Genomic DNA, 21,500 nt, shown 5'->3' with positions numbered 1-21,500 from the left:
GGTGAACGGGAGATGAAGCCGCGGCGTCACGCCGCGCGCGCGATCCGCACGAAGTCGTCGATCGAGAGCTCTTCGCCGCGGGCCGTGGGGGCCACGCCGGCACGCTCGAGGATGACGGATGCCTCGGCGGCCGTGCCGCCGAGCACCGCGGCCAGCGCCTGCCGGAGCATCTTGCGCCGCTGCTGGAACGCGGCATCCACGATCTGGAACGTCCGCCGGCGGAGCGTCTCGTCGCCGCGCGGCTCGGGGTCGCGGCGGAACCCCACCAGCACGCTGTCGACGTTCGGGACGGGCCAGAACACCTGACGCGACACAGTGCCCGCCAGGCGCCACGGGCCGTACCACGCCGCCTTGACGCTCGGCGCGCCGTAGACCTTCGACCCGGGTGGTGCGGCGAGCCGCTCCCCGACCTCGGCCTGCACCATGACGACGCCGCGCTCGAGCGAGGGGAACGTCTCCAGGAAGTGCAGCAGCACCGGCACGCTGACGTTGTACGGCAGATTCGCGACGAGCACCGCCGGATCGCCGGGAAGCTCGGTGATCCGCAGCGCGTCGGCGTCGACCACCGTCAGCGCTCCATCGGCGACGCCGTGCGCGGCCGCCGTGGCGGGCAGGCGCTCGGCGAGGCGGTGGTCGATCTCGACGGCGGTCACGGATGCCCCGGCCTCGAGGATGGCGAGGGTCAGGGACCCGAGACCCGGCCCGACCTCCACCACGCGGTCACCCCGGGCGACTTCGGCGACATGCACGATCTTGCGGACGGTGTTCGCGTCGACGACGAAGTTCTGGCCCAGCTTCTTCGTCGGCGTGACATCCAGTTCGGCGGCCAGCGCGCGGATCTCGGCCGCGCCGAGGAGTGTCACGGGCATGGGTTCACTGTACCGACGCGCGGGCGACGACCCTCGCTCGCGCGCCGCACGCCCGCTAGCGTGACCGTCATGAACACGACCGGCTCGATCCCCGCCGACGCCTTCTCGCTGCGCAGCACCTACGGGCGTCGCGCGATCGGCCTCTCGGTCGCCGCCGCGGTCGGCGGCTTCCTCTTCGGCTTCGACTCGTCGGTGATCAACGGCGCCGTCGACTCGATCTCGAAGGACTTCGCGCTCAACGAGGTCATCACCGGGTTCGTCGTCGCGATCGCGCTGCTCGGGTGCGCCGTCGGCGCCGTGATCGCCGGCAACCTCTCGGACCGCTGGGGCCGCCTGCGGGTGATGTTCCTCGGCGCCGTCATGTTCTTCGTCAGCTCGCTCGGCTCGGGCCTCGCGTTCGCCGCGTGGGACCTCGCCGCGTGGCGCGTCATCGGCGGCCTCGGCATCGGCATCGCCTCGGTCGTCGCGCCCGCCTACATCGCCGAGATCGCGCCGCGACAGATCCGCGGCGGTCTCGCATCGCTGCAGCAGCTCGCGATCACGATCGGCATCTTCTCGGCGCTGCTGTCGGACGCCCTGCTCGCGAACACGGCCGGCAGCGCCGACAACGTGCTGTGGCTCGGGCTCGAGGCCTGGCGGTGGATGTTCATCGTCGGCGTCGTGCCGTCCGCGGTCTACGGCATCCTGTCGTTCACCGTTCCCGAGTCGCCGCGCTACCTGATCGCGAAGGGCCGCATCGACGAGGCCCGCGAGATCTTCGCGCGGCTCGTGCCGCCCGCAGACCTCGATCACACGATCCGCGACCTCCAGACCACGATCGAGACCGACCGCCGCAACGCGGGCGTCTCGATCCGCGGCCCGGTGCTCGGCCTGCAGCGCATCGTGTGGGTCGGCATCATCCTGTCGGTGTTCCAGCAGTTCGTCGGCATCAACGTGATCTTCTACTACTCCACGAGCCTGTGGCAGTCCGTCGGATTCGACGAGAGCAACTCGTTCACCATCAGCGTGCTGACGTCGGTCACGAACGTGCTCGTGACGCTCGTCGCGATCTTCCTCGTCGACCGCGTCGGGCGGAAGCCGATCCTCCTGACGGGCTCGGTGCTGATGACGCTGTCGCTCGGCCTCATGGCGCTGTCGTTCGTGTTCGCGACGACGGATGCCGAGGGCGCCGTGTCGCTCGGCGCCCCGTGGGGTCCGATCGCGCTCGTGGCCGCCAACGTGTTCGTCGTCGGCTTCGGCGCGTCGTGGGGGCCGCTGGTGTGGGTGCTGCTCGGTGAGATCTTCCCGAGCCGCATCCGCGGCAAGGCGCTCGGCGTCGCCGCCGGCGCGCAGTGGATCGCGAACTTCCTCATCACGATCTCGTTCCCCGCGATGTCGGCGTGGTCGCTGCCGCTCACCTACGGCATGTACGCCGTGTTCGCGGCGCTCTCGTTCGTGTACGTCGCGTGGCGCGTGCCCGAGACCAAGGGCATGGACATCGAGCAGACCGAGACCCTCTTCGTGCGCAAGGCCGCCGCGCCGACGGCCTGACACGGCGACGCCGGCGTCGCCGTCTGCTCATAGGATGGCGGGATGCCCTCGCTCGGCGAACTGATCGCACCCCGCCGGCTCGGAACGGACTTCCGGTGGCTGCTCGCCTCGTCGTGGACCAGCAACCTCGGCGACGGAATCGCACTTTCTGCGGCGCCGCTGCTCATCGCGTCGATGACGTCGTCGCCGCTTCTCGTCGCCGCGGGCGCGATGATGCAGTTCCTCCCCTGGCTGCTGTTCGGGCTGCTCGCGGGGGCCGTCGCCGACCATCACGACCGGCGACGTCTGGTCATGCTCGCGAACGGCATCCGCGCAGTGATCGTGCTGGGACTCGTCGCGTTCCTCGTGACGGGCACCGCGAACGTGTGGATCGTGCTCGCCACGGCCTTCCTCTACGGCACGGCCGAGGTGTTCGCCGACTCGGCCGGGAGCACGCTGCTGCCGATGCTCGTGCGTCCTACCGATCTCGGCATCGGCAACGCCCGCATGCAGGCCGGGTACCTCGTCGGCAACCAGCTCGCCGGTCCCCCGCTCGGGGCGTTCCTGTTCGCTGTGGGGTCGTTCTGGCCGTTCCTGCTGCAGGTGCTGTGCGTGTCGCTCGCCGTGCTCCTCATCTCGCGGATCGCCCGCACGCCGATACCGCGGCACGATGCCGAAGCCCCCAGGAGCAAGAGCCACGCGATCCGCGAGGGGCTCGGCTGGCTGCGCCGCAACCCGCCGGTGCGGACGCTCGTGATCATCATCCTCGCCTTCAACGTCACGTGGGCGGCGCCGTGGAGCGTGCTGGTGCTCTACGCGACCGAGCACCTCGATATGGGTCCCGTCGGGTACGGCGCGCTGACGACGGCGTCGGCGATCGGCGGCTTGATCGCGATCGCGAGCTTCGGCTGGCTCGAGCGTCACATCTCCTTCGCGACGCTCATGCGCGTGTGTCTGTCCCTCGAGGCGCTCATGCACCTCGCCTTCGCGTTCACCACGTCGGCGGCGGTCGCCTTCGTCCTCATGTTCGGATTCGGGCTGTACGCGTTCGTGTGGGGCACGATCTCGACGACCGTCCGTCAGCGCCTCGTGCCGCTCCAGCTGCAGGGCCGCATCGCGTCGGTGAACATGGTGGGCGTCTTCGGCGGACTCGTGATCGGCCAGTTCCTCGGCGGCATCCTCGCGCAGACCTGGGGACTGACGGCGCCCTGGTGGTTCGCGTTCGCCGGGGCGGCGATCACCCTCGCGCTGGTGTGGCGATCGATCTCGAACATCGCGGCCGCCAAGCCGGTGCTCGATGCCGAAGAAGCGGAGGAGACCCGCCGCGAGGACGAGCCGGGCGCCGGCGGGTTCCCGCTGATCGACTGAAGCCGCGGGGGTCCGCCCGCTCGACCCCCGACCGCTAGGCGTCGTGCTCCCACGGGAGCGTGACGAGGGGCAGGATCAGGATCCTCCCGAGCACGGCGGTGGGATGCTTCGCCATGTACGCCGCGGCCTCGTCGATCGAATCCGCCTCGATGAGGTCGTAGCCGGCGAACCACTCTTTGAACTCGGGGAAGGGCCCGTCCGTGACGAGCACGCTGCCGTCTCGCACGACGACGGACTTCGCGTGCTCGGCGCCCGCGACCGGTGCGCCCGTGCCGAGCCGGCCGGCGTCCTCGCCCTCCTTCGCCCAGGATTCCAGCATCCGCCGGTCGTCGTCCTGCGCCAGTTGCGAGCCGGACGCGTCGGTCATGTGGATCACGAGGTACTGCTGAGTCACGATGGTCCTCCTTGTGGATCGGGATGGTGCGAGACGGATGCCGCGAGCCGGGCGCGACGGCGTGCCAGGTGAGCGACCTCGGCGGTGTTGCCCGCCAGCTCGATCGCGCGGTCGTATGCGGCGCGGGCATCGCCGACGCGGCCGACGCGGAGCAGCAGCTCGGCTCGGGCCGCGTGGAACGCGTGGTGCCCGCCGAGTGCGTCGCCGAGCCGCTCGACCATGGCGAGGCCCACCTCGGGCGAGTCGAACTCCGACACCGCGATCGCCTTGTTGAGCGTCACGACGGGGCTCGGATCGACGCGTTCGAGCAGCCCGTAGAGCGCCACGATCCGAGACCACTCCGTGTCCCGCGCACGGGCCGCGCGGGCGTGGACGGCGTTGATGCGGGCCAGCATCCCGTAGCGACCGAGCCTGCCGATGCCGTGGGCGACGGCATCCTCCCCCTCGTCCACGAGCGCGAGCCCTTCGCGGATCAGCGCACGATCCCACGTCGCGCGATCCTGCTCGTCGAGCCGCACCAGTTCGCCGTCCCCCGAGACCCGCGCCCCGGCGCGCGCCTCGGTCAGCAGCATGAGTGCCAGCAGCCCTGTCGTCTCGCCCCGCTCGGGAGATCCGTCGGCCAGCAGGTCGCGGACGAGGCGCGTGAGCCGGATCGCCTCCCCGGTGAGATCGCGCCGGATCGGATCCGAGCCGGCGCCCGAGGCGAGGTACCCCTCGTTGAAGATCAGGTACAGCACGGCGAGCACGCCGTCGACTCGGGCGGGCAGATCCTCCTGCTCGGGAACGCGGTACGGGATGCGCGCGGTCCGGATCTTCGCCTTCGCGCGGCTGATGCGCTGACCCATCGTCGTCTCCTGCACGAGGAACGCGTGCGCGATCTCGGCCACGGTGAGACCGCCGACGATGCGCAGTGTGAGCGCCACCTGCGCCTCGATCGACAACGCGGGGTGGCAGCACGTGAACACCAGCCGCAGCCGGTCGTCCTCGACCGCGCCGACCGGGTCGGCGGGCGACTCGTCCCTCAGCATGAACGCCTCCTGCTGCAGCTCGTCGCGGCGGGCCTCGCGCCGCAGACGGTCGATCGCCTTGCGGTGCGCGGTCGTGGTGATCCACGCCCCCGGGTTCGGCGGCACGCCGTAGCGCGGCCACCGTTCGACCGCGGTCGCGAACGCCTCCCCCGCCGACTCCTCCGCGATGTCGAGATCGCCGTAGCGGCGGGTCAGGCCCGCGATGATCCGCGCCCACTCCTCACGGTGCACGCGGGTGACCACCGCGTCGACGTCGCGCGTCATCGGGTTCGCCCTCCTCTGGCCGGTGCGTCGCTGCGGCGACTCTCATGACAGCTACGAACGGAACCCCGTCGATTCGACAGCGCGTGCGCAGAAAGTGCACGAGGAGACGGAACCCGCAGGAACGGTCGAAACCCGCCGTGGCCGATCGTAGCCATGTCGAGGGTGGGTCGCCCCGGTCCACCCCGTCGACGGAAGGCCGACCGATGTACGACGAACTGCGCAGCGCAGACGATCACGCGTCTACGGACGAACACCGCGAGCCGCTCGACGCGCGGGCGGCGCGCCACGGGTTCTGGAGCGACCTCGCGGACGTGCTCCTCTCGATGCCGGCAGGCGTCGGAATCCGCATCGGCGGCTGACGTCCTGCGCAGGTGTCGGCCCGCGCTCGGTCGACGGCGGCCGGCTCAGTCCTGGAACGAGCCGTAGACCTCGAGCGTGTTCGCGGCGAGCTGCGCGCACAGCTCGTCGAGGTCGACGCCGAGCTCGGCGGCCATGAAGCGCACGGTCACCGGGATCAGGTACGGCGCGTTCGGGCGACCGCGGTGCGGCGTCGGCGTCAGGAACGGGGCATCCGTCTCGACCAGAATGCGCTCGCGCGACGTCACCTTGAGCGCGTCGCGCAGGTTCTGGGCGTTCTTGAACGTGATGTTGCCCGCGAACGACAGGTAGTACCCGCGCTCGCCCGCGATCGTCGCCATCTCGGCGTCGCCCGAGAAGCAGTGGAACACGGTGCGCTCGGGCGCGCCCACCCGCTCGAGGGTCTCGAGCACGGCGTCGTGCGCGTCGCGGTCGTGGATCTGCATCGCGATGCCGTGCTTCTTGGCCAGCGCGATGTGCGCCTCGAAGCTCTCGAGCTGCGCCGGACGGCCGTCGTCGTCGGTGCGGAAGAAGTCCAGCCCGGTCTCGCCGATCGCCCGCACGCGAGGCTGGGCCGCCAGCTCGTCGATGACCGCGATCGCCTCGTCGAGGCGCCCGGTCGCGGCATACGCCGGGGCCTCGTTCGGGTGGATCGCGACCGCCGCCAGGACACGCGGGTGGGATGCCGCAGCCCACGCCGACCAGCGGCTCGAGTCGATGTCACCACCGGCCTGCACGACGCCGATCACGCCGACCTCGCCGGCGCGCTCGAGCTGCTCGTCGAGAGCGAGTCCGACCTCGCCGTCCTCGATCTCGAGATGCGCGTGGTTGTCGTACACCGGCACCGCGAGCGGCTCGGGCGGCTCGGGCCATCGCACGTCGCGCCTGCCATCCTGCGTTCGGGCGCGGACGTACTGCGATGGGTCCGCACCGCCGGCCGGGTACGGTACAGCCCGTTCACTCATGCCTTCTCCTCGCACTCATCCGTGTCCCGCTTTCGCTCGCTGGCGGCCCCGGGAATGGCGGAAAGTGGGACACGAAGGGGAGAAAGCGGGACGCGATCCACCGGGACGGGGTCACACCGGCTGCTCGACGCGCGGGAACAGCGGGGCCAGGCCGTTCACCGACGTGCCGGGCTTCAGAGCGCCCCACGCGCCGGCCTCGCGGATCGGTTGGTCGTGCAGGCGGCCGAGCGACTCGGCGGCCCCGAGCGCGATCCACAGCTTCTCGGTCGACTCCGGCATCACCGGCGACAGCAGCACCGCGAGCGCCCGCAGGCCCTCCGCCGCCGTGTACAGCACCGTCCCCAGCCGCGACCGCTGGGCGTCGTCCTTCGCGAGCGCCCACGGCTCGTTCTCGGTGATGTAGTGGTTGAGCGCGTCGACGATCGTCCAGACCGACGAGATCGCCTCGTCGATGCGGAATCGCTCGATCGCGGCGTCGGCGGCGGCCGCGGCATCCGCCACCGTCTTCTGGATCCGCAGGTCGGCCTCGAGGTACTGGGCCGGCGGCGGCACGACACCCTCGAAGTAGCGCTCGATCATCGCCGTCGTGCGCGACGCCAGGTTGCCGAAGCCGTTGGCGAGCTCGGCCTGGTAGCGGGCCGAGAGGTCCTCCCACGAGAAGGATCCGTCCTGCCCGAACGCGATCGCCGAGAGGAAGTAGAACCGGTAGGCGTCCGATCCGAACACGTCGGTGATCTCGGTCGGGGCGATGCCGGTGAGCTTCGACTTCGACATCTTCTCGCCGCCGACCAGCAGCCAGCCGTGGGCGAACACGCCGCGCGGCACGTCGACGCCCGCAGCCATCAGCATCGCGGGCCAGATGACCGCGTGGAAGCGGAGGATGTCCTTGCCGACGACGTGGTACGCGGGCCAGCGGCGCTCGAACTGCTCGGGGTCGGTGCCGTAGCCGACGGCGGTGGCGTAGTTGAGCAGCGCATCGATCCACACGTAGATGACGTGCGACTCGTCCCATGGCACCTTGATGCCCCAGTCGAACGTCGAGCGCGACACCGAAAGGTCCTTCAGCCCCTGCTTGACGAACGACACCACCTCGTTGCGCGCCGACTCGGGCTGGATGAAGTCGGTCTTGTAGAGCTCCAGCAGCTTGTCCTGGAACTCGCTCAGCTTGAAGAAGTAGTTCTTCTCCTGCAGGAGCTCCAGCGGCTTGGAATGGATCGCGCAGACTTTCAGGCCCTCGAAGGGGCCGGTGCCGTCGACGATCTCGGCCTCGGGTTTGAACTCCTCGCAGCCGACGCAGTACAGCGCCTCGTACTCGCCCGCGTAGATGTAGCCGCGGTCGTACAGCGCCTGGAAGAACACCTGCACGTTGCGCTCGTGGCGCTCCTGGGTCGTGCGGATGAAGTCGTCGTTGGCGACGTCCAGCGTCTTCAGCAGCGGGAACCACGACTCGCTCACGAGCTTGTCGACCCACTGCTGCGGCGTCACGCCGTTCGCGCTCGCAGCACGCAGCATCTTCTGGCCGTGCTCGTCGGTCCCCGTGAGCATCCACGTGTCGTCGCCCGCCTGGCGGTGCCAGCGCGCGAGCGTGTCGACCGCGACGGTGGTGTAGCCGTGCCCGATGTGAGGCACGTCGCTCGGGTAGTAGATCGGCGTCGTGATGTAGAAGGACGAAGGGCCGGAGGTCACTCGAAGATTCTAGTCAGCGCGGATGCCGCGCCCTCCGCTGTGACAGGAGGCCCCCGCTCGTGCTCCCGAGGCGGCGACTTCGTAACACTCAGCCGCGAACGGCGAGCGCAGCCTGGTACAGCTCGCGGCTCGAGTGCCCCGTGTGCGCCGACACCTCGGCGGCGGCATCCTTCAGGCGCGAGCCGGTCCGTACGAGCTCGAGCACCTGGGTCACGGCGTCGGGGAACGCGACGGCGCGCGCGGCGGCGCCGGCCACCACGATCACGACCTCACCGCGGACACCGGCCGCTGCCCAGTCCACGAGCTCGGCGAGAGTCCCCCGCGCGACCTCCTCGTGCAGCTTCGTCAGCTCGCGGCACACGGCCGCATGCCGGTCTGCGCCGAACTCGGCGGCCATGTCGGCGAGGGTCGCGGCGACGCGGGACGGTGCCTCGAAGAACACCATCGTGCGGGGTTCGCCGGCCAGGGCGCGGAACGCCGCGAGCCGCTCACCCCGCTTGCGCCCGACGAATCCCTCGAACGTGAACCGGTCGGTCGGCAGGCCCGACACGGCGAGCGCGGTCACGACCGCGCTCGGCCCCGGGATCGCCGTCACCGCGACGCCCGCCGCCGCAGCCGCCGCCACGACGCCGTAGCCCGGATCGCTGACGGTGGGCATGCCGGCGTCGCTGAGCAGCAGGACGTCCTGGCTGCGTGCGAGCTCGACGAGTTCGGGCGCGCGGTCCTTCTCGTTATGGTCGTGCAGCGCGATGAGGCGCGGGCGGTTCGCCACGCCGAGCCCGGCAAGCAGGCGCTGTGTCGTGCGCGTGTCCTCGGCGGCGATGACGGTGGCCTCCTCGAGCGCCTGCACGAGCCGGCGCGAGGCATCCCCCAGGTTGCCGATGGGCGTCGCGACGAGGATGATCACGCCCTCAGCCTAGACTTGGCCGGGTGACGGACGCCCCCCGGCCCGCTGTCGACCAGCACAGCGCCGAACCGCCCGCCGCACCGCTCCTCCCCCCGGCACGCCTGAGCCTGTACGACCGCTTCGCGCACCGTGTGAACGAGGACGGGCGCGCGCGGCGCCTGTACGCGTGGCTCGGTCCCGCGCTCGTCGTGCTGCTGGCCGGCGTGCTGCGCGTGTGGAACCTCGGCGCGGCGCACGACCTCATGAACCAGTTCGACGAGACGTACTACGTCAAGGACGCGTGGACGCTGTCGCGGCTGGGCTACGAGGGCGCGTGGCCGACGGACGCCACCGAGCAGATCATCTTCGGCGACTGGGAGGGCGTGCAGTGGCCGTCCGAGGCCAACCAGCGCTTCCTGTCGGGTCATGTCGACACGTTCTCGACCGATCCGGCGTTCGTCGTGCACCCGCCGCTGGGCAAGTGGATCATCGCGATCGGAATGATGGTGCTCGGCCCCGAGTCCGGCTGGGGCTGGCGCATCACCACAGCGCTGCTGGGCACCGCGGCCGTGCTGGTGCTGATGCTGATCGCGAAGCGGCTGACCCGCTCGACGACGTTCGCGGTCGTGGCGGGCCTCCTCATGGCGGTGGACGGCCTGGCGATCTCGATGAGCCGCGTCGCTCTGCTCGACACGCCTCTGACGTTCTTCGTGCTGCTCGCGGTGCTCTTCATCGTGGTCGATCGCGAACGCACGATGACGCGGATCGCTCAGACCGTCGCGGCGAGGTACTCGGGCGACGAGCCGCCGAGGTGGGGGCCCGTGCTGTGGAACCGCCCATGGATCGTCGCGGCGGGCGCGGCCCTGGGTGCCGCGACCGCCGTGAAGTGGTCGGGAGTGTGGGTGCTCGCGGCGCTCGGCGTGTACCTCGTCGTCACAGACGCCCTGGCTCGCCGACGCGCGGGCGTGCTGCTGTGGCCCACCGACGCCGTGCGTCAGGGTGCCGTGACGTTCGTGCTCTTCGTGCCGATCGCGCTGGTCGTCTATGTCGCCTCCTGGACGGGATGGCTCGTGACCGATGGCGGCTACGACCGGCACTCGGCCGACGCCGCCCCGGCGACGGGCCTGTTCGCCTGGGTCCCGCTGCCTCTGCAGAGCCTGTGGATCAACCACGTCACGATGTACAACGCGGCGTCGCAGATCGTCGCCGACCACAGCTATCAGAGCCCGGCGTGGCAGTGGCCGCTGCTGCTTCGACCGACAGGCATGTACTACCACCACGATGCCTTCGGCGAGAACGGATGCGGGGCAGCCAACGGCTGCTCGGAGGTCGTCTCGAGCATCCCGAACCCGCTCATCTGGTACGCCGGCGTCGCGGCCGTGCTCTACCTGGCGTATCGGTTCGTCGTGGCGCGCGACTGGCGCCACGCGCTGGTGCTGACCGGCGTCGCCGCCACCTACCTGCCGTGGCTCTTCTTCCCCGACCGCACGGTCTTCCAGTTCTACACCGTGCTCACGCTGCCGTTCATGCTGCTCGCGCTCACGTTCGCCCTGCAGGACATCGCCGGGCCGCCCGGGGCCGGCGCGCACCGTCGGCTCACCGGTCAGCGCCTCGTCCTCGTGTTCCTCGGCGTCGCGCTCGCTCTGTCCGCCTTCTGGTACCCGGTCATCTCGGCGATGAACGTGCCGTACGACTTCTGGCGTCTGCACAACTGGATGCCGGGCTGGATCTGACCGGTCTCACGCCACGAGGTCGGCGGGGTCGGTGACCGGCAGTCGGCACGCGAAGTCGCGGCAGTCGTAGGCGGTCGCCGCGTCGCCGCGCATCGACTTCTCGGCGAACAGCGAGAATCCGGCATCCGTCCACGCCTGCGCCTGGGCGGGCGTGACCACGGCGACGACGTCGGCACGGATGCCGCGGGCCGCGTCCGCGAGAGGGTCCGCGGCCGTCGGAGCGACGACGACGACCTGGCGCGGCGCGACCGCGAGCGTCGCGGCGACGCGCAGCAGCGCGCCGTACGCGAGGGGCTGTGCGAGCGCGGCGCGCGCGTGGGATCCGACGAGGCGCTCCGCAAGTGCCCGGTGCTCCTCGCTCCCGTCTGCGAGCCAGAGCGCGCACGCGGCGTCGGCGAGCGCGGCCACCCCGGAAGGCTCATCGGCATCGGACGCGGCATCCGGCGCCCCGACACCCTGCGCAGACAGCACCGGATCGCCGCCGCCCGGCACCGCGATCGTGCCGTCCGGGGCGACGCAGGCCGCGACCAGTTCCCGCGCGCGGACGGCGTAGGCGACCTCGCCCGTGGCCACCGCGAGCGCCACGAGCCCGGCGGCGAGATCGCCGTAGTCGGCCAACGTCGCCGACGCACGCGAGGCGATCTCGTCGAGCGATGCGCGCACGAGTCGTCCGTCCCGGTCGACGTTCGTCTGCAGCACGGCGTCGGCGGCCCATCGCGCAGCCTCGACCCACGCCGGCTCGGCGACACGCGCGCCTGCCCGCGCGAGCGCGCCGATCGCGAGACCGTTCCACGCCGTGACGACCTTGCCGTCGACCGCCGGGGGCTCGAGCCCCGCCCGGCCCGCGGCGTCCCGCGCGTAGTAGCCGCCCTCGCTGCGTCTGCCGTCGATCCACGACTCGGAGTCCTGTGCAGCGCCGAAGCCGCCGCCCGGCTGCTGGAGCACGTCGGTCAAGAACGCCGCGACGCCGCGCGCGACCTCGATCGCCCCGGCGTCCATGGCGACATCGAGCAGCTGCGCGTTGTCGGTGAGCATGCGCTCGTAGTGCGGCACCGTCCAGTCCGGCCGGGTCGCGTACCGGAAGAAGCCGCCCTCGACCCGGTCGCGCAGCTCGGAGTCCGCCATCGCGGCGAGCGCGCGATCGGCGACCGCAGCCGCGTCGGGCGCGCGCTCGCGCACGACCCGCGCCTGCAGGAAGCGCAGCGCCGTCGCCACAGGGAACTTCGGGGCGTGCGTGCCCGGGTCGCCGAACCCGCCGTGGCGCGGATCCTCGCGCGCGGCGAGCGCGCGCGCCGCGGCGGCGATCCCGTCCGCGGTCGGCACACCCGACGCGGGCGGGCCCGCGGTGCGGGCGTCGGCGAGGGCGGTGACCACGGCATCCGCCGTCGTGTCGACCTCCCCGCGCCGCTCGGTCCAGGCCTCGCGCACCGCGGCGAGCACCTGACGGAACGACGGCATGCCGCCGCGCGGCTCGGGCGGGAAGTACGTGCCGGCGTAGAACGGCTTGCCGTCGGGCGTCGCGAAGACCGTGAGCGGCCAGCCGAGGCTCCGCGAGAATGCGGCAGCCGCCGCCATGTAGGCGGCGTCGACCTCGGGATGCTCCTCGCGGTCCACCTTGACGCTGACGAACCCGGCGTTCAGGTCGGCAGCGGTCTCGGCATCCTCGAACGACTCCCGTGCCATGACATGGCACCAGTGGCACGTCGAATAGCCGATCGACACCATGACGGGCACGTCGCGCTCGCGCGCGACCGCGAACGCGTCCTCGCCCCACGGAAACCACGCGACCGGATTGCCCGCGTGGGCTCTCAGGTACGGGCTCGTCGCCTCCGCGAGACGAGGATTCATGGCATCACGCCCTCACGATCAGTTGACCTCATCGGGGTGCGAGCTGACGCGGCCCGAGCCGTCGCCCGGATCCATCGCGTCGATCGCGGCCATCTCGGCGTCGCTGAGCTCGAACCCGAACACGTCGAGGTTCTCTTCGAGGCGCTCGCGGCGCACCGACTTCGGGAAGACGATGAAGCCCTTCTGCAGGTGCCAGCGCAGGACCGCCTGAGCGGGAGTCCTGCCGTGCGCGGCCGCGGCGGCCATGACGGGCGCGGCACCGAGCAGGTCGTACTTGCCCTGTCCGAGCGGGCCCCACGACTCGATCCTCACGTCGTTCGCCGCCGCCCATTCGGTGATCTCGCGCTGCTGGTACGCGGGGTGCAGCTCGATCTGGTTCACGGCGGGAACGACGCCGGTCGCCGCGACGATGCGCTCGAGGTGCGCGACCAGGTGGTTCGACACGCCGATGCTGCGGCTGAGTCCGGCCTCGCGGATCTCGATCATCTTCTCCCACGCGTGCACGTAGTCGTCCTTCGCGGGGGTCGGCCAGTGCACGAGATACAGGTCGACGCGCTCGAGCCCGAGCTTGTCGAGGCTCTCGCGGATCGCGGCGTGCGGCTCGTCGTCGTGGTGGCGGTCGTTCCACAGCTTCGTCGTGACGAAGAGGTCGTCGCGTGCGAGGCCGCTCGCGGCGATCGCGGCGCCCACGCCCTGCTCGTTGCCGTAGATCGCGGCGGTGTCGATGTGGCGGTAGCCCACCTCGAGGGCCTCGGCGACGGCCCGCTCCGTGTCGGCCGGCGGCACCTTGAAGACGCCGTAGCCGAGCTGGGGAATGGTGTTGCCGTCGTTGAGGGTCACGTCAGGGACTGTCATGCCTCCAGCCTACGAGCGCAGCGCCCTCGCCGGGGTCGGAGTCAGCGGTAGCGGCGGCCCTCGTCGCGACGGAACAGCAGGAGCGCCGCGATCAGCGAGACCGCCGTCCACGCCACGATGCCGCACCAGACCCACCACTCCAGCGTGCCGCCGGCGACCGCCCAGATGACGAACTCGCGGGCCTGCCGCGACGGCGTGAACATCGAGATGGTGTTGAGCCAGTCGGCGAAGAGGAACGGAGGCAGGAACAGCCCCCCGATGAACGCGAGGCCGAACATGACGATCTGGATCACCGCGATCGCCGCCTTGAAGGGCAGCGCATAGCCGATCGCGGTGCCGATCAGCATGAACGGCAGCGACGCGACCGCGAGCGCGACGAGTCCGGCGAGGACGGCGAGCACGGTCGCCTCCGCCGCCGTGAACAGCGCGCCGATGAGGATCACGGGAAGAACGGCGACGAGGCCGAGCGCGCCGGTGGAGAGGATCTGGGCGAGCACGCGCGCGAGACCCGGCGCGGGAAGGGTTCGCAGGTACGGATCCCACGGTTTCTCGCGGCTCTCGGCGATGTTCAGTCCGAAGCTGAACAGGGCGTTCGACATCACGGCGAACACCGACAGGGAGATGACCGCCGACGTGGCGATCACCGGATCCTCGGCGGCCGCCCGCTGCGGCACGACGAAGAACAGCAGTGCCAGGGCGGGGAAGACCAGGGAGCCGATCACGGCGATCGGAACGCGCAGCGTCTCGAGGAGCAGGTAGCGGGCGTGCAGGCGCGTCAGGCGCCACACCGATGGGACGGATGCCGTCATCGCGGTCATGATCGTGTCTCCTGGCTTGCGGCTGTCATCGCCCCCGCGTTCGAGGGTGGCGCACCGGCCCGCGTCGAGCGGTCGGCGCCGGTGAGGGCGAGGAATGCCTCTTCGAGGGTCGCGCCTCGCACCGTCAGGTCGCGGAAGTCGATGCCGCTGCCCACGAGATCGCGCACGAACGCGTCGGCGTCGTCTACGGCGAGAACCTCGCGGTCGTCTTCGCTGCGGTGATGCACCACGCCCGGCAGCTGCGCGAGGCGCACGGGCTCGGTGGTGCGCACGCGCACGTGGCTGACACCCACGCGGGCGAGGATGCGCTCGACGGAGTCGTCGGCGATCAGGACGCCGTCGCCGATCACGAGGACGCGCTGCGCGAGCGCCTCGATCTCCTCGAGGTAGTGGCTGGTCACCACGACCGTGGCGCCCGCCTCGTGCTGATGGCGGATAGCCTCCCACAGCGTTCGGCGCGCGTCGACGTCGAGGCCGGTGGTGGGCTCGTCGAGGAGCACCAACCGCGGCCGGCCGACGAACGCGAGCGCCACCGCGAGGCGGCGCTTCTGCCCGCCGGAGAGCGATCCGCACTGCCGACGGAGCAGTCCCTCGATACCGAACTGCGAGGCGATGTCGGCGGTCGGGACGCGGTCGCCGAAGTGACCGCCGACGTAGTCGATCACCTCGCCGACGCGGAGCGTCTCGGGCAGCGCCGTCTCCTGCGGCGTGGATCCCAGCGCGCGTCGGTTGCGCGCATCGCGGGGGTCGCCGCCGAACAGGGTCACGGTGCCCGAGGTCGGACGGCGAAGACCCTGCAACAGCGAGAGCAGCGTGGTCTTGCCGGCGCCGTTGGGGCCCAGCAGCCCGACGAGCACGCCGGGTTCGAGGTCGAGTGTCACGTCGTCGACTGCGACGACGTCGCCGTAGCGGCGGGTCGCGTGATCGAAGCGGGCAAGCGTCATGGCAGTTCTCCCAGCACGGAGCGCAGGGCCTCTGTGTAGTCCTCGAACGCGCGCCGGCCCTGCTTGGTCAGCGCGAGGTAGGTGACGGGGGTCCGACCGCGATGCGCCTTCTCGACCTGGACGTACCCGGCCTCCTCGAGTTTGCGCGCGTGGGTGGACAGATTGCCGGCCGTCATGTCGAGGAGCTCCTGCAGGCGGGGGAACGTGATCTGCTCCCCCGGGGTCAGGGTCGACAGGCTCGCCATGATCCGCAGCCGCCCCTGCGCGTGGATGACGGGGTCGAGATCAGCCACGGCCGAGGTCCTTGCCGGTCGCACGCCCGCGCAGGCGGGCCAGGTGCACGGACGACACGACCGCGAGGGCGAGGAACCCGAGACCGCAGCCGAGCGCGAGCACCAGGTAGTGGGTCGGCACGCCGAAGAAGGGGGCGGCCAACGCCACGACGATCGTCCACAGGCCCAGCACGAGCATCGGCACGGCGCGCCACAGCGCGGCCGACATGACGTACATGAGCCCCGCGAACAGGGCGTATGCCACCGGATAGAACACGGTGGCGAGGCCGGCCGGCATCCCGTTGTAAGACAGCCCCTGCGCGAACCCGACGATCGCGACGCCGCCCACCGCCCAACTCACGCCGTAGACGATCCCCGAGAACGCCTCCCCGCGATTCCCGCGCCGCCCGCGGCCGGACCGGGCGCCGAGCACGGCCGACACGACGATCGCGGCGACGAGCAGCCCGACGAAGATCGCGACGGCGAGCCGGAGCGGAAGGGAGAACGCAGGCGCCAGCCCGTCGATGAGCCAGAGGGCGCCGAAGCCGACGAGCCACACGAGCCCCCACATGGTGAGGATCGCGGGCACGAACGAGGCGATCTGACCCACGACGCTGCGGCGCTGGTCTTCGACGAGCGCGAGCATCGCGGCCGGGTCGAGCGGCTCGTCGTCGGTCGAGCGGGGGACTTCGTTCTGGATCATGACTACTTTGTACTGCAAAGTTCTCTTCTATGTCAATACCTTTGCATCATCGCGTGGCCATACGATGGAGGGCTATGCCCGCGCCCGAAGCCGTCATCTCGTATCCGCCCGAGCTGCCTGTCAGCGCCGCGCGGGACGAGATCGCGCGCGCCGTCCGCGATCACCAGGTCGTGATCGTCGCGGGCGCGACGGGGTCGGGAAAGACGACACAGCTTCCCAAGATCGCGCTGGAGCTCGGGCGCACACGCATCGCCCACACGCAGCCGCGCCGCATCGCGGCGCGCTCGATCGCGGAGCGCATCGCCGAAGAGCTGCAGGTCCCCCTCGGCGGCGTGGTCGGCTACAAGGTCCGCTTCACCGACAAGGTCTCGCCCGATACGCGCATCGCGCTCATGACCGACGGCATCCTGCTCAACGAGATCCATCGCGACCGGACGCTCCGCCGCTACGACACGATCATCATCGACGAGGCCCACGAACGATCGCTCAACGTCGACTTCCTGATCGGGTACCTGAAGCGCATCCTGCCCAAGCGCCCCGACCTCAAGGTCATCGTCACGAGCGCCACGATCGACCCCGAGAGCTTCGCCGCCCACTTCGCCGATCGCGACGGCAACCCCGCCCCGATCGTCGAGGTCTCGGGACGCACGTATCCCGTCGAGATCCGCTTTCGGCCCCCGCGGTCGAGCGCGGGCGGCGGCGACGAGAACGGCGGCGACGACGTCGACGGCATCACCGCGGCATTGCGAGAGCTCGACCGGGAGCCCGCCGGCGACGTGCTGGTGTTCCTCCCCGGCGAGGCCGAGATCCGCGATGCGATGGATGCCGTGCGCGGCATGTACGCGAAGGATGTCGCGCCCACCGAGGTGCTGCCGCTCTACGGGCGGCTGTCATCGGCCGAGCAGCACCGCGTGTTCGAGCGCTCCGGCGTGGCGGGAGTCCGCCGCCGCGTGATCCTCGCGACGAACGTGGCCGAGACGAGCCTCACAGTGCCCGGCATCCGTTATGTCGTCGACACGGGCACCGCGCGCATCTCGCGCTACAGCAACCGCAGCAAGATCCAGCGCCTGCCGATCGAGCCCGTCTCGCAGGCATCGGCGCAGCAGCGCTCCGGGCGAGCCGGGCGCACCAGCCCCGGTGTGGCGATCCGCCTGTACGCGGAGGAGGACTTCCAGTCCCGCCCCGAGTTCACCGAGCCCGAGATCCTGCGCACGAGCCTCGCGTCGGTCATCCTGCAGATGCTGTCGCTCGGATTCGGCGACATCTCGTCGTTCCCCTTCCTCACGCCTCCCGATTCCCGGGGCGTGAAGGCCGCGTTCGATCTGCTGGTGGAGCTCGGCGCGGTCGAGGACCGGCCGAGGGGCGAGACCGACCGCGGCCCGCGGCTGACCGAGCTGGGCCGCGAGATCTCGCGTCTGCCGATCGACCCCCGCTTCGCGCGGATGATCGTCGAGGCGCGGCGCGGCGGGGTGCTGCACGACGTGCTCGTGATCGTCGCGGGGATGTCGATCCAGGACGTGCGCGAACGGCCTGAGGAGCGTCGCGAGGAGGCCGACCGTCTGCACGCGCGGTTCACCGACCCGGCGAGCGACTTCCTCACGCTGCTGAACCTGTGGAACCACCTGCAGGAGCAGCAGGCGGAACTCGGCTCGAGCGCTTTCCGCCGGCTGTGCCGCGCTGAGCACCTCAACTACGTGCGCGTGCGCGAGTGGGCCGACGTGCACCGTCAGCTCAGCTCGCTCGCGGGCGCCTCCCGCGGGGCCGGCGGCGGAACCGCCGATCCCGACGAGATCCACAAGGCGATCCTGTCGGGCCTGCTGTCACACATCGGCGTGCTGGACGAGCGCACGCTGCAGCCGCCGAAGGACCGCCGCGCGCCCGGCGGTGCCCGGCCGCCGAAGGCCGAGTACGTCGGCGCGCGTGGCGCGCGGTTCGCGATCTTCCCCGGGTCGGGACTGAAGAAGAAGCGGCCGCAGGCGGTCATGGCGGCCGAGCTGGTCGAGACGAGCCGGCTCTTCGCCCGCACCGTCGCCGCGATCGACCCCGCATGGGCCGAACCGCTCGCCGGCGATCTGGCCAAGCGTCAGCTGAGCGAGCCGCACTGGTCGAAGACGGCGGGCGCGGCATCCGCCTACGAGAAGGTCACGCTGTTCGGCGTCGAGATCATCCCCCGCCGCCGCGTGCAGCTGGCCCGCTTCGACCGCCCGTTCGCGCGGGAGCTCTTCCTTCGCCACGCGCTCGTCGAGGGCGACTGGGACTCCGCTGCCCTCGGCAAGAGCCTGACGGCGTTCGAGCGTCGCAACCTCGAACTTCGCCGACGCCTCGAGAAGGTCGAGGAGCGCGAGCGCCGCCGCGACATCCTCGTGGGCGACGAGGCGGTGTACCGCTTCTACGACGCCCGCATCCCGCGCGACGTGTTCGACGTGCGCTCCTTCGAGGCCTGGTGGCGGGATGCCTCGTCCCGCACGCCGCGACTGCTCGACATGACCGAGGCCGACCTGGTGGACGAGGCGTCGCGCGGCGACGAGCGCGACTTCCCGGCGCGGTGGCGCCAGGGCGATCAGGTGCTCTCGCTCGCGTACCGGTTCGAGCCGGGTGCGCCCGACGACGGGGTCACGGCGATCGTGCCGCTCGCACTCCTCGCTCAGCTGCGCCCGGACGGCTTCGACTGGCAGGTGCCGGGAATGCGCGACGAGCTCGTCACGGCGCTCATCCGCTCGCTTCCCAAGGCGATCAGGCGCCATGTCGTGCCGGCGGCGGACTGGGCGGCGACGTTCGCGCAGGACCTCGCCGGGCAGGGACCCGAGGCCCGCGACGGCCTCCCGGCGACGAGTCTGCGCGACGCCCTGGCTGCGCGCATCCAGCGGGTGGCGAGCCAGCCGGTGACGGCGGCGGACTTCGACATGGAGCGCGTCCCCGGCCACCTGCAGCTGTCGTTCCGGGCCGTCGACGAGCGCGGCCGGACGGTGGGCTCGGATCGCGACCTCGCGGCGCTGCAGCAGCGGCTCGCCGATCGCGTCCGCGCGTCGGTGTCGCGTTCGCTGACCTCGCCGCGCGCACAGCAGACCGAGCGCGCGAAGAAGGGCCCGGCGCCGCGCGCGCCCGAGGGCGCGGCGCCGACGACGGGCGCAGCCGGGGGATTCGCCGAGCGCACCGGCCTCACCGACTGGTCGTTCGGCGACCTGCCCGAGATCGTCGACACGCGCGTGGCGGGCGGCGTGGTGCGCGGCTACCCGGCGATCGTCGACGAGGGGACGTCGGTGGCCCTCCGCATCGAGTCCACGCCCGAGGCCGCGGCGCGTGCGACCCGTGCGGGCGTCCGGCGGCTCGTGCTGCTGTCGGTCGCATCGCCCACGGCGTATGTGCTCGAGCACCTGACCTCCGCCGAGAAGCTGGCGCTGGCGGCATCCCCCTACCCGTCGGCGAAGGCGCTGATCGAGGACGCGCGCGTGGCGGTGGCGGATGCCGTCATCGCGCGCATCGCGCCGGATGCCGCGGTGCGCACGCGAGCCGGGTTCGAGGCGGTGCGCGACGCCTTCTCGGCGTCGGTCGTCGACGAGCTGTTCCAGACGGTGTCGCTCACCGCACGGATCCTCACCGCGGCCCGCGACGTCGAGCGGGCGATCCGCGATCAGAACTCCCTCACGCTCCTCGGCGCGCTCAACGACGTCAAGGGGCAGGTGGCGGGCCTGGTGTTCCCGGGATTCGTCGCCCGCACAGGCACGGCGCGCCTGACGCACCTCCCCCGCTATCTGCGCGGCTCCCTCGACCGGGTGCGCACGCTGTCCGACAACCCGGGGCGCGACCGCCAGCGCATGACCGAGTTCGAGCGCGCCACGGCGCTGTACGCGGAAGCCGGCGGCACCGTCCCGCCGGAGGTGGACGCGCCCGCCTCGCTCGTGCACGCGCGGTGGCTGCTCGAGGAGTACCGCGTGAGCCTGTTCGCGCAGTCGCTCGGCACAGCCGAGCCGGTGTCGCTCCCGCGCATCCAGAAGGCCCTGGCCGCCTGATGCGGGAATATCGTCGTCGCGAACCCGGGTTGCGCCCGTCATGAGCATCGCGATCGCCTACACCGAGATCGGCGGACCGGAGGTCCTGCGCGCGATCGAGATCCCCGATCCGGTCGCCGGCCCCGGTGAGCTCGTCATCCGGGTCGAAGCGGCGGGCGTGAACCCGATCGACGCGAAGCTGCGCTCCGGCGCGCGCGCCTCGGCCGCGATCACGCAGCCGCGCCGCGTGGGCGCCGACGGCGCAGGCGTCGTGACCGCGGTGGGCGACGACGTCGACGGCTTCCGCCCCGGCGACCCGGTGGTGTTCGCGGGCGTGCACGGGGCCTACGCCACCGACGTCGTCGCGACAGTGGCGCAGGTGCACCCGCGTCCGCCGCACGTGAGCGCCGCGCAGGGCGCCGCACTCGGCATCCCCGTCGGCACGGCGTACCAGGCGCTCCGGTCGCTGTCGGTGGGCCCCGGCGACACGCTCCTCGTGCACGCCGGTTCGGGAGCGGTCGGCCAGGCGCTCATCCAGTACGCGGTGCTGTGGGGCGCGACCGTGGTCGCGACCTCGTCGGACCGCCGGTCCGACACCGTGCACGCGCTCGGTGCGACGCCCGTCGCCTACGGCGAAGGGCTCATCGATCGCGTGCGCGCCGCCGCGCCGCAGGGCGTGACCGTCGCGGTCGACGCCATCGGCACCGACGAGGCCCTGCAGACCTCGCTCGACCTCGTCGCCGATCGGCAGCGGATCGTGACCCTCGTGAGAGGGAAGGATGCCGCGGACCTCGGTATCCGCGCGTTCTCGGGCGGCTCGCCCGTGTCGCTGACGCCGCAGCAGCAGGCGTGGCGCGCCGAGGCGGTGCCCGTGACGCTCGCGCTGCTCGCCGCCGGGCGGTTCCACGTCGAGCTCGGCCCGTCGTTCCCGCTCATCGACGCGGCCGAGGCGCATCGTGCCGTCGAATCGGGCACGGACGGCAAGGTGACGCTCGTCCCCTAGGCGAAGGCA

At 71.5% G+C, this 21,500-nt stretch carries 18 protein-coding genes; 6 read left to right on the top strand and 12 right to left on the bottom strand.

Annotation, left to right across the window (positions count from 1 at the left end):
- Nucleotides 1-26: 26 nt before the first annotated feature.
- Nucleotides 27-869 carry a 16S rRNA (adenine(1518)-N(6)/adenine(1519)-N(6))-dimethyltransferase RsmA gene (gene rsmA / locus AC3ANN_RS06085; protein ID WP_488340096.1) on the bottom strand — a complete coding sequence of 281 codons (843 nt, stop codon included), beginning with the start codon at nucleotides 867-869 and terminating at the stop codon, nucleotides 27-29.
- A 69-nt stretch (nucleotides 870-938) separates the two neighbouring features.
- On the opposite strand from rsmA, the gene AC3ANN_RS06080 reads away from it, so the two are divergent.
- Together AC3ANN_RS06080 and AC3ANN_RS06075 are read left to right on the top strand one after the other, a co-directional pair.
- Nucleotides 939-2,399: a sugar porter family MFS transporter gene (locus AC3ANN_RS06080; RefSeq protein ID WP_488340095.1), complete on the top strand. Its 1,461-nt coding sequence runs from the start codon at nucleotides 939-941 to the stop codon at nucleotides 2,397-2,399.
- A gap of 42 nt (nucleotides 2,400-2,441) precedes the next feature.
- Nucleotides 2,442-3,746 (top strand): MFS transporter, encoded by a 1,305-nt coding sequence (locus AC3ANN_RS06075; RefSeq protein ID WP_488340094.1) that lies wholly within the window; start codon nucleotides 2,442-2,444, stop codon nucleotides 3,744-3,746.
- A gap of 34 nt (nucleotides 3,747-3,780) precedes the next feature.
- On the opposite strand, the gene AC3ANN_RS06070 is transcribed toward AC3ANN_RS06075, so the two are convergent.
- Complete coding sequence (locus tag AC3ANN_RS06070; RefSeq protein ID WP_488340093.1) at nucleotides 3,781-4,140, bottom strand: YciI family protein; 360 nt, start codon at nucleotides 4,138-4,140, stop codon at nucleotides 3,781-3,783.
- Nucleotides 4,137-5,432 (bottom strand): RNA polymerase sigma factor, encoded by a 1,296-nt coding sequence (locus AC3ANN_RS06065; RefSeq protein ID WP_488340092.1) that lies wholly within the window; start codon nucleotides 5,430-5,432, stop codon nucleotides 4,137-4,139. Before AC3ANN_RS06065 ends, AC3ANN_RS06070 begins: the two co-directional genes overlap by 4 nt.
- Nucleotides 5,433-5,635: 203 nt before the next feature.
- Here AC3ANN_RS06065 and AC3ANN_RS06060 point away from each other — a divergent pair, with 203 nt between their 5' ends.
- Nucleotides 5,636-5,791, top strand: coding sequence for a hypothetical protein (locus AC3ANN_RS06060; RefSeq protein WP_488340091.1), 156 nt, complete (start codon nucleotides 5,636-5,638; stop codon nucleotides 5,789-5,791).
- A 45-nt stretch (nucleotides 5,792-5,836) separates the two neighbouring features.
- On the opposite strand, the gene AC3ANN_RS06055 is transcribed toward AC3ANN_RS06060, so the two are convergent.
- From AC3ANN_RS06055 to rsmI, 3 genes are all read right to left on the bottom strand, one after another.
- The gene (locus AC3ANN_RS06055; RefSeq protein WP_488340090.1) at nucleotides 5,837-6,754 is read right to left on the bottom strand and encodes a TatD family hydrolase; all 918 of its coding nucleotides are present in this window, start codon (nucleotides 6,752-6,754) and stop codon (nucleotides 5,837-5,839) included.
- Between the two features lie 111 nt (nucleotides 6,755-6,865).
- On the bottom strand, nucleotides 6,866-8,440 hold the full coding sequence (gene metG / locus AC3ANN_RS06050) for a methionine--tRNA ligase (protein WP_488340089.1): 1,575 nt from the start codon (nucleotides 8,438-8,440) through the stop codon (nucleotides 6,866-6,868).
- An 88-nt stretch (nucleotides 8,441-8,528) separates the two neighbouring features.
- Complete coding sequence (gene rsmI, locus AC3ANN_RS06045; protein WP_488340088.1) at nucleotides 8,529-9,347, bottom strand: 16S rRNA (cytidine(1402)-2'-O)-methyltransferase; 819 nt, start codon at nucleotides 9,345-9,347, stop codon at nucleotides 8,529-8,531.
- 23 nt (nucleotides 9,348-9,370) lie between these two features.
- On the opposite strand from rsmI, the gene AC3ANN_RS06040 reads away from it, so the two are divergent.
- Nucleotides 9,371-11,059, top strand: a complete 1,689-nt coding sequence (locus tag AC3ANN_RS06040; RefSeq protein ID WP_488340087.1) for a dolichyl-phosphate-mannose--protein mannosyltransferase — start codon at nucleotides 9,371-9,373, stop codon at nucleotides 11,057-11,059.
- A gap of 6 nt (nucleotides 11,060-11,065) precedes the next feature.
- Here AC3ANN_RS06040 and AC3ANN_RS06035 read toward each other — a convergent pair whose 3' ends face one another.
- From AC3ANN_RS06035 to AC3ANN_RS06010, 6 genes are read right to left on the bottom strand one after another with little or no spacing between them, the layout of a single operon-like run.
- On the bottom strand, nucleotides 11,066-12,907 hold the full coding sequence (locus tag AC3ANN_RS06035) for a thioredoxin domain-containing protein (protein WP_488340086.1): 1,842 nt from the start codon (nucleotides 12,905-12,907) through the stop codon (nucleotides 11,066-11,068).
- 18 nt (nucleotides 12,908-12,925) lie between these two features.
- The gene (locus tag AC3ANN_RS06030) at nucleotides 12,926-13,762 is read right to left on the bottom strand and encodes an aldo/keto reductase (protein ID WP_488340085.1); all 837 of its coding nucleotides are present in this window, start codon (nucleotides 13,760-13,762) and stop codon (nucleotides 12,926-12,928) included.
- A gap of 41 nt (nucleotides 13,763-13,803) precedes the next feature.
- Entirely contained in the window at nucleotides 13,804-14,580 is a 777-nt protein-coding gene (locus AC3ANN_RS06025; RefSeq protein ID WP_488340084.1) for an ABC transporter permease, read from the bottom strand.
- Nucleotides 14,577-15,524: an ABC transporter ATP-binding protein gene (locus AC3ANN_RS06020; protein WP_488340083.1), complete on the bottom strand. Its 948-nt coding sequence runs from the start codon at nucleotides 15,522-15,524 to the stop codon at nucleotides 14,577-14,579. The genes AC3ANN_RS06025 and AC3ANN_RS06020 overlap by 4 nt, the downstream gene beginning before the upstream one ends.
- On the bottom strand, nucleotides 15,521-15,817 hold the full coding sequence (locus AC3ANN_RS06015; RefSeq protein ID WP_488340082.1) for a winged helix-turn-helix domain-containing protein: 297 nt from the start codon (nucleotides 15,815-15,817) through the stop codon (nucleotides 15,521-15,523). The genes AC3ANN_RS06020 and AC3ANN_RS06015 overlap by 4 nt, the downstream gene beginning before the upstream one ends.
- A complete protein-coding gene (locus AC3ANN_RS06010) occupies nucleotides 15,810-16,499 on the bottom strand; it encodes a hypothetical protein (protein ID WP_488340081.1) in 690 nt (229 codons plus the stop codon). The genes AC3ANN_RS06015 and AC3ANN_RS06010 overlap by 8 nt, the downstream gene beginning before the upstream one ends.
- 74 nt (nucleotides 16,500-16,573) lie before the next feature.
- Between AC3ANN_RS06010 and hrpA the strand changes: the two genes are divergently transcribed.
- A complete protein-coding gene (gene hrpA, locus AC3ANN_RS06005; protein ID WP_488340080.1) occupies nucleotides 16,574-20,509 on the top strand; it encodes an ATP-dependent RNA helicase HrpA in 3,936 nt (1,311 codons plus the stop codon).
- Nucleotides 20,510-20,549: 40 nt separating this feature from the next.
- The gene (locus AC3ANN_RS06000) at nucleotides 20,550-21,491 is read left to right on the top strand and encodes a quinone oxidoreductase family protein (protein WP_488340079.1); all 942 of its coding nucleotides are present in this window, start codon (nucleotides 20,550-20,552) and stop codon (nucleotides 21,489-21,491) included.
- Nucleotides 21,492-21,500 lie beyond the last annotated feature (9 nt).

Source organism: Microbacterium sp. STRO-2N, from assembly GCF_057747775.1.
Note: the sequence above shows the minus strand (reverse complement) of the source record. Positions and strands in the feature narration are given on the sequence as shown.

Excerpts from the sequence above, each read along its gene's own strand:
- rsmA (WP_488340096.1), bottom strand. The coding sequence starts at position 869 with ATGCCCGTGACACTCCTCGGCGCGGCCGAGATCCGCGCGCTGGCCGCC.
- AC3ANN_RS06080 (WP_488340095.1), top strand. The coding sequence starts at position 939 with ATGAACACGACCGGCTCGATCCCCGCCGACGCCTTCTCGCTGCGCAGC.
- AC3ANN_RS06075 (WP_488340094.1), top strand. The coding sequence starts at position 2,442 with ATGCCCTCGCTCGGCGAACTGATCGCACCCCGCCGGCTCGGAACGGAC.
- AC3ANN_RS06065 (WP_488340092.1), bottom strand. The coding sequence starts at position 5,432 with ATGACGCGCGACGTCGACGCGGTGGTCACCCGCGTGCACCGTGAGGAG.
- AC3ANN_RS06060 (WP_488340091.1), top strand. The coding sequence starts at position 5,636 with ATGTACGACGAACTGCGCAGCGCAGACGATCACGCGTCTACGGACGAA.
- AC3ANN_RS06055 (WP_488340090.1), bottom strand. The coding sequence starts at position 6,754 with ATGAGTGAACGGGCTGTACCGTACCCGGCCGGCGGTGCGGACCCATCG.
- AC3ANN_RS06035 (WP_488340086.1), bottom strand. The coding sequence starts at position 12,907 with ATGAATCCTCGTCTCGCGGAGGCGACGAGCCCGTACCTGAGAGCCCAC.
- AC3ANN_RS06030 (WP_488340085.1), bottom strand. The coding sequence starts at position 13,762 with ATGACAGTCCCTGACGTGACCCTCAACGACGGCAACACCATTCCCCAG.
- AC3ANN_RS06025 (WP_488340084.1), bottom strand. The coding sequence starts at position 14,580 with ATGACCGCGATGACGGCATCCGTCCCATCGGTGTGGCGCCTGACGCGC.
- AC3ANN_RS06020 (WP_488340083.1), bottom strand. The coding sequence starts at position 15,524 with ATGACGCTTGCCCGCTTCGATCACGCGACCCGCCGCTACGGCGACGTC.
- AC3ANN_RS06010 (WP_488340081.1), bottom strand. The coding sequence starts at position 16,499 with ATGATCCAGAACGAAGTCCCCCGCTCGACCGACGACGAGCCGCTCGAC.
- hrpA (WP_488340080.1), top strand. The coding sequence starts at position 16,574 with ATGCCCGCGCCCGAAGCCGTCATCTCGTATCCGCCCGAGCTGCCTGTC.
- AC3ANN_RS06000 (WP_488340079.1), top strand. The coding sequence starts at position 20,550 with ATGAGCATCGCGATCGCCTACACCGAGATCGGCGGACCGGAGGTCCTG.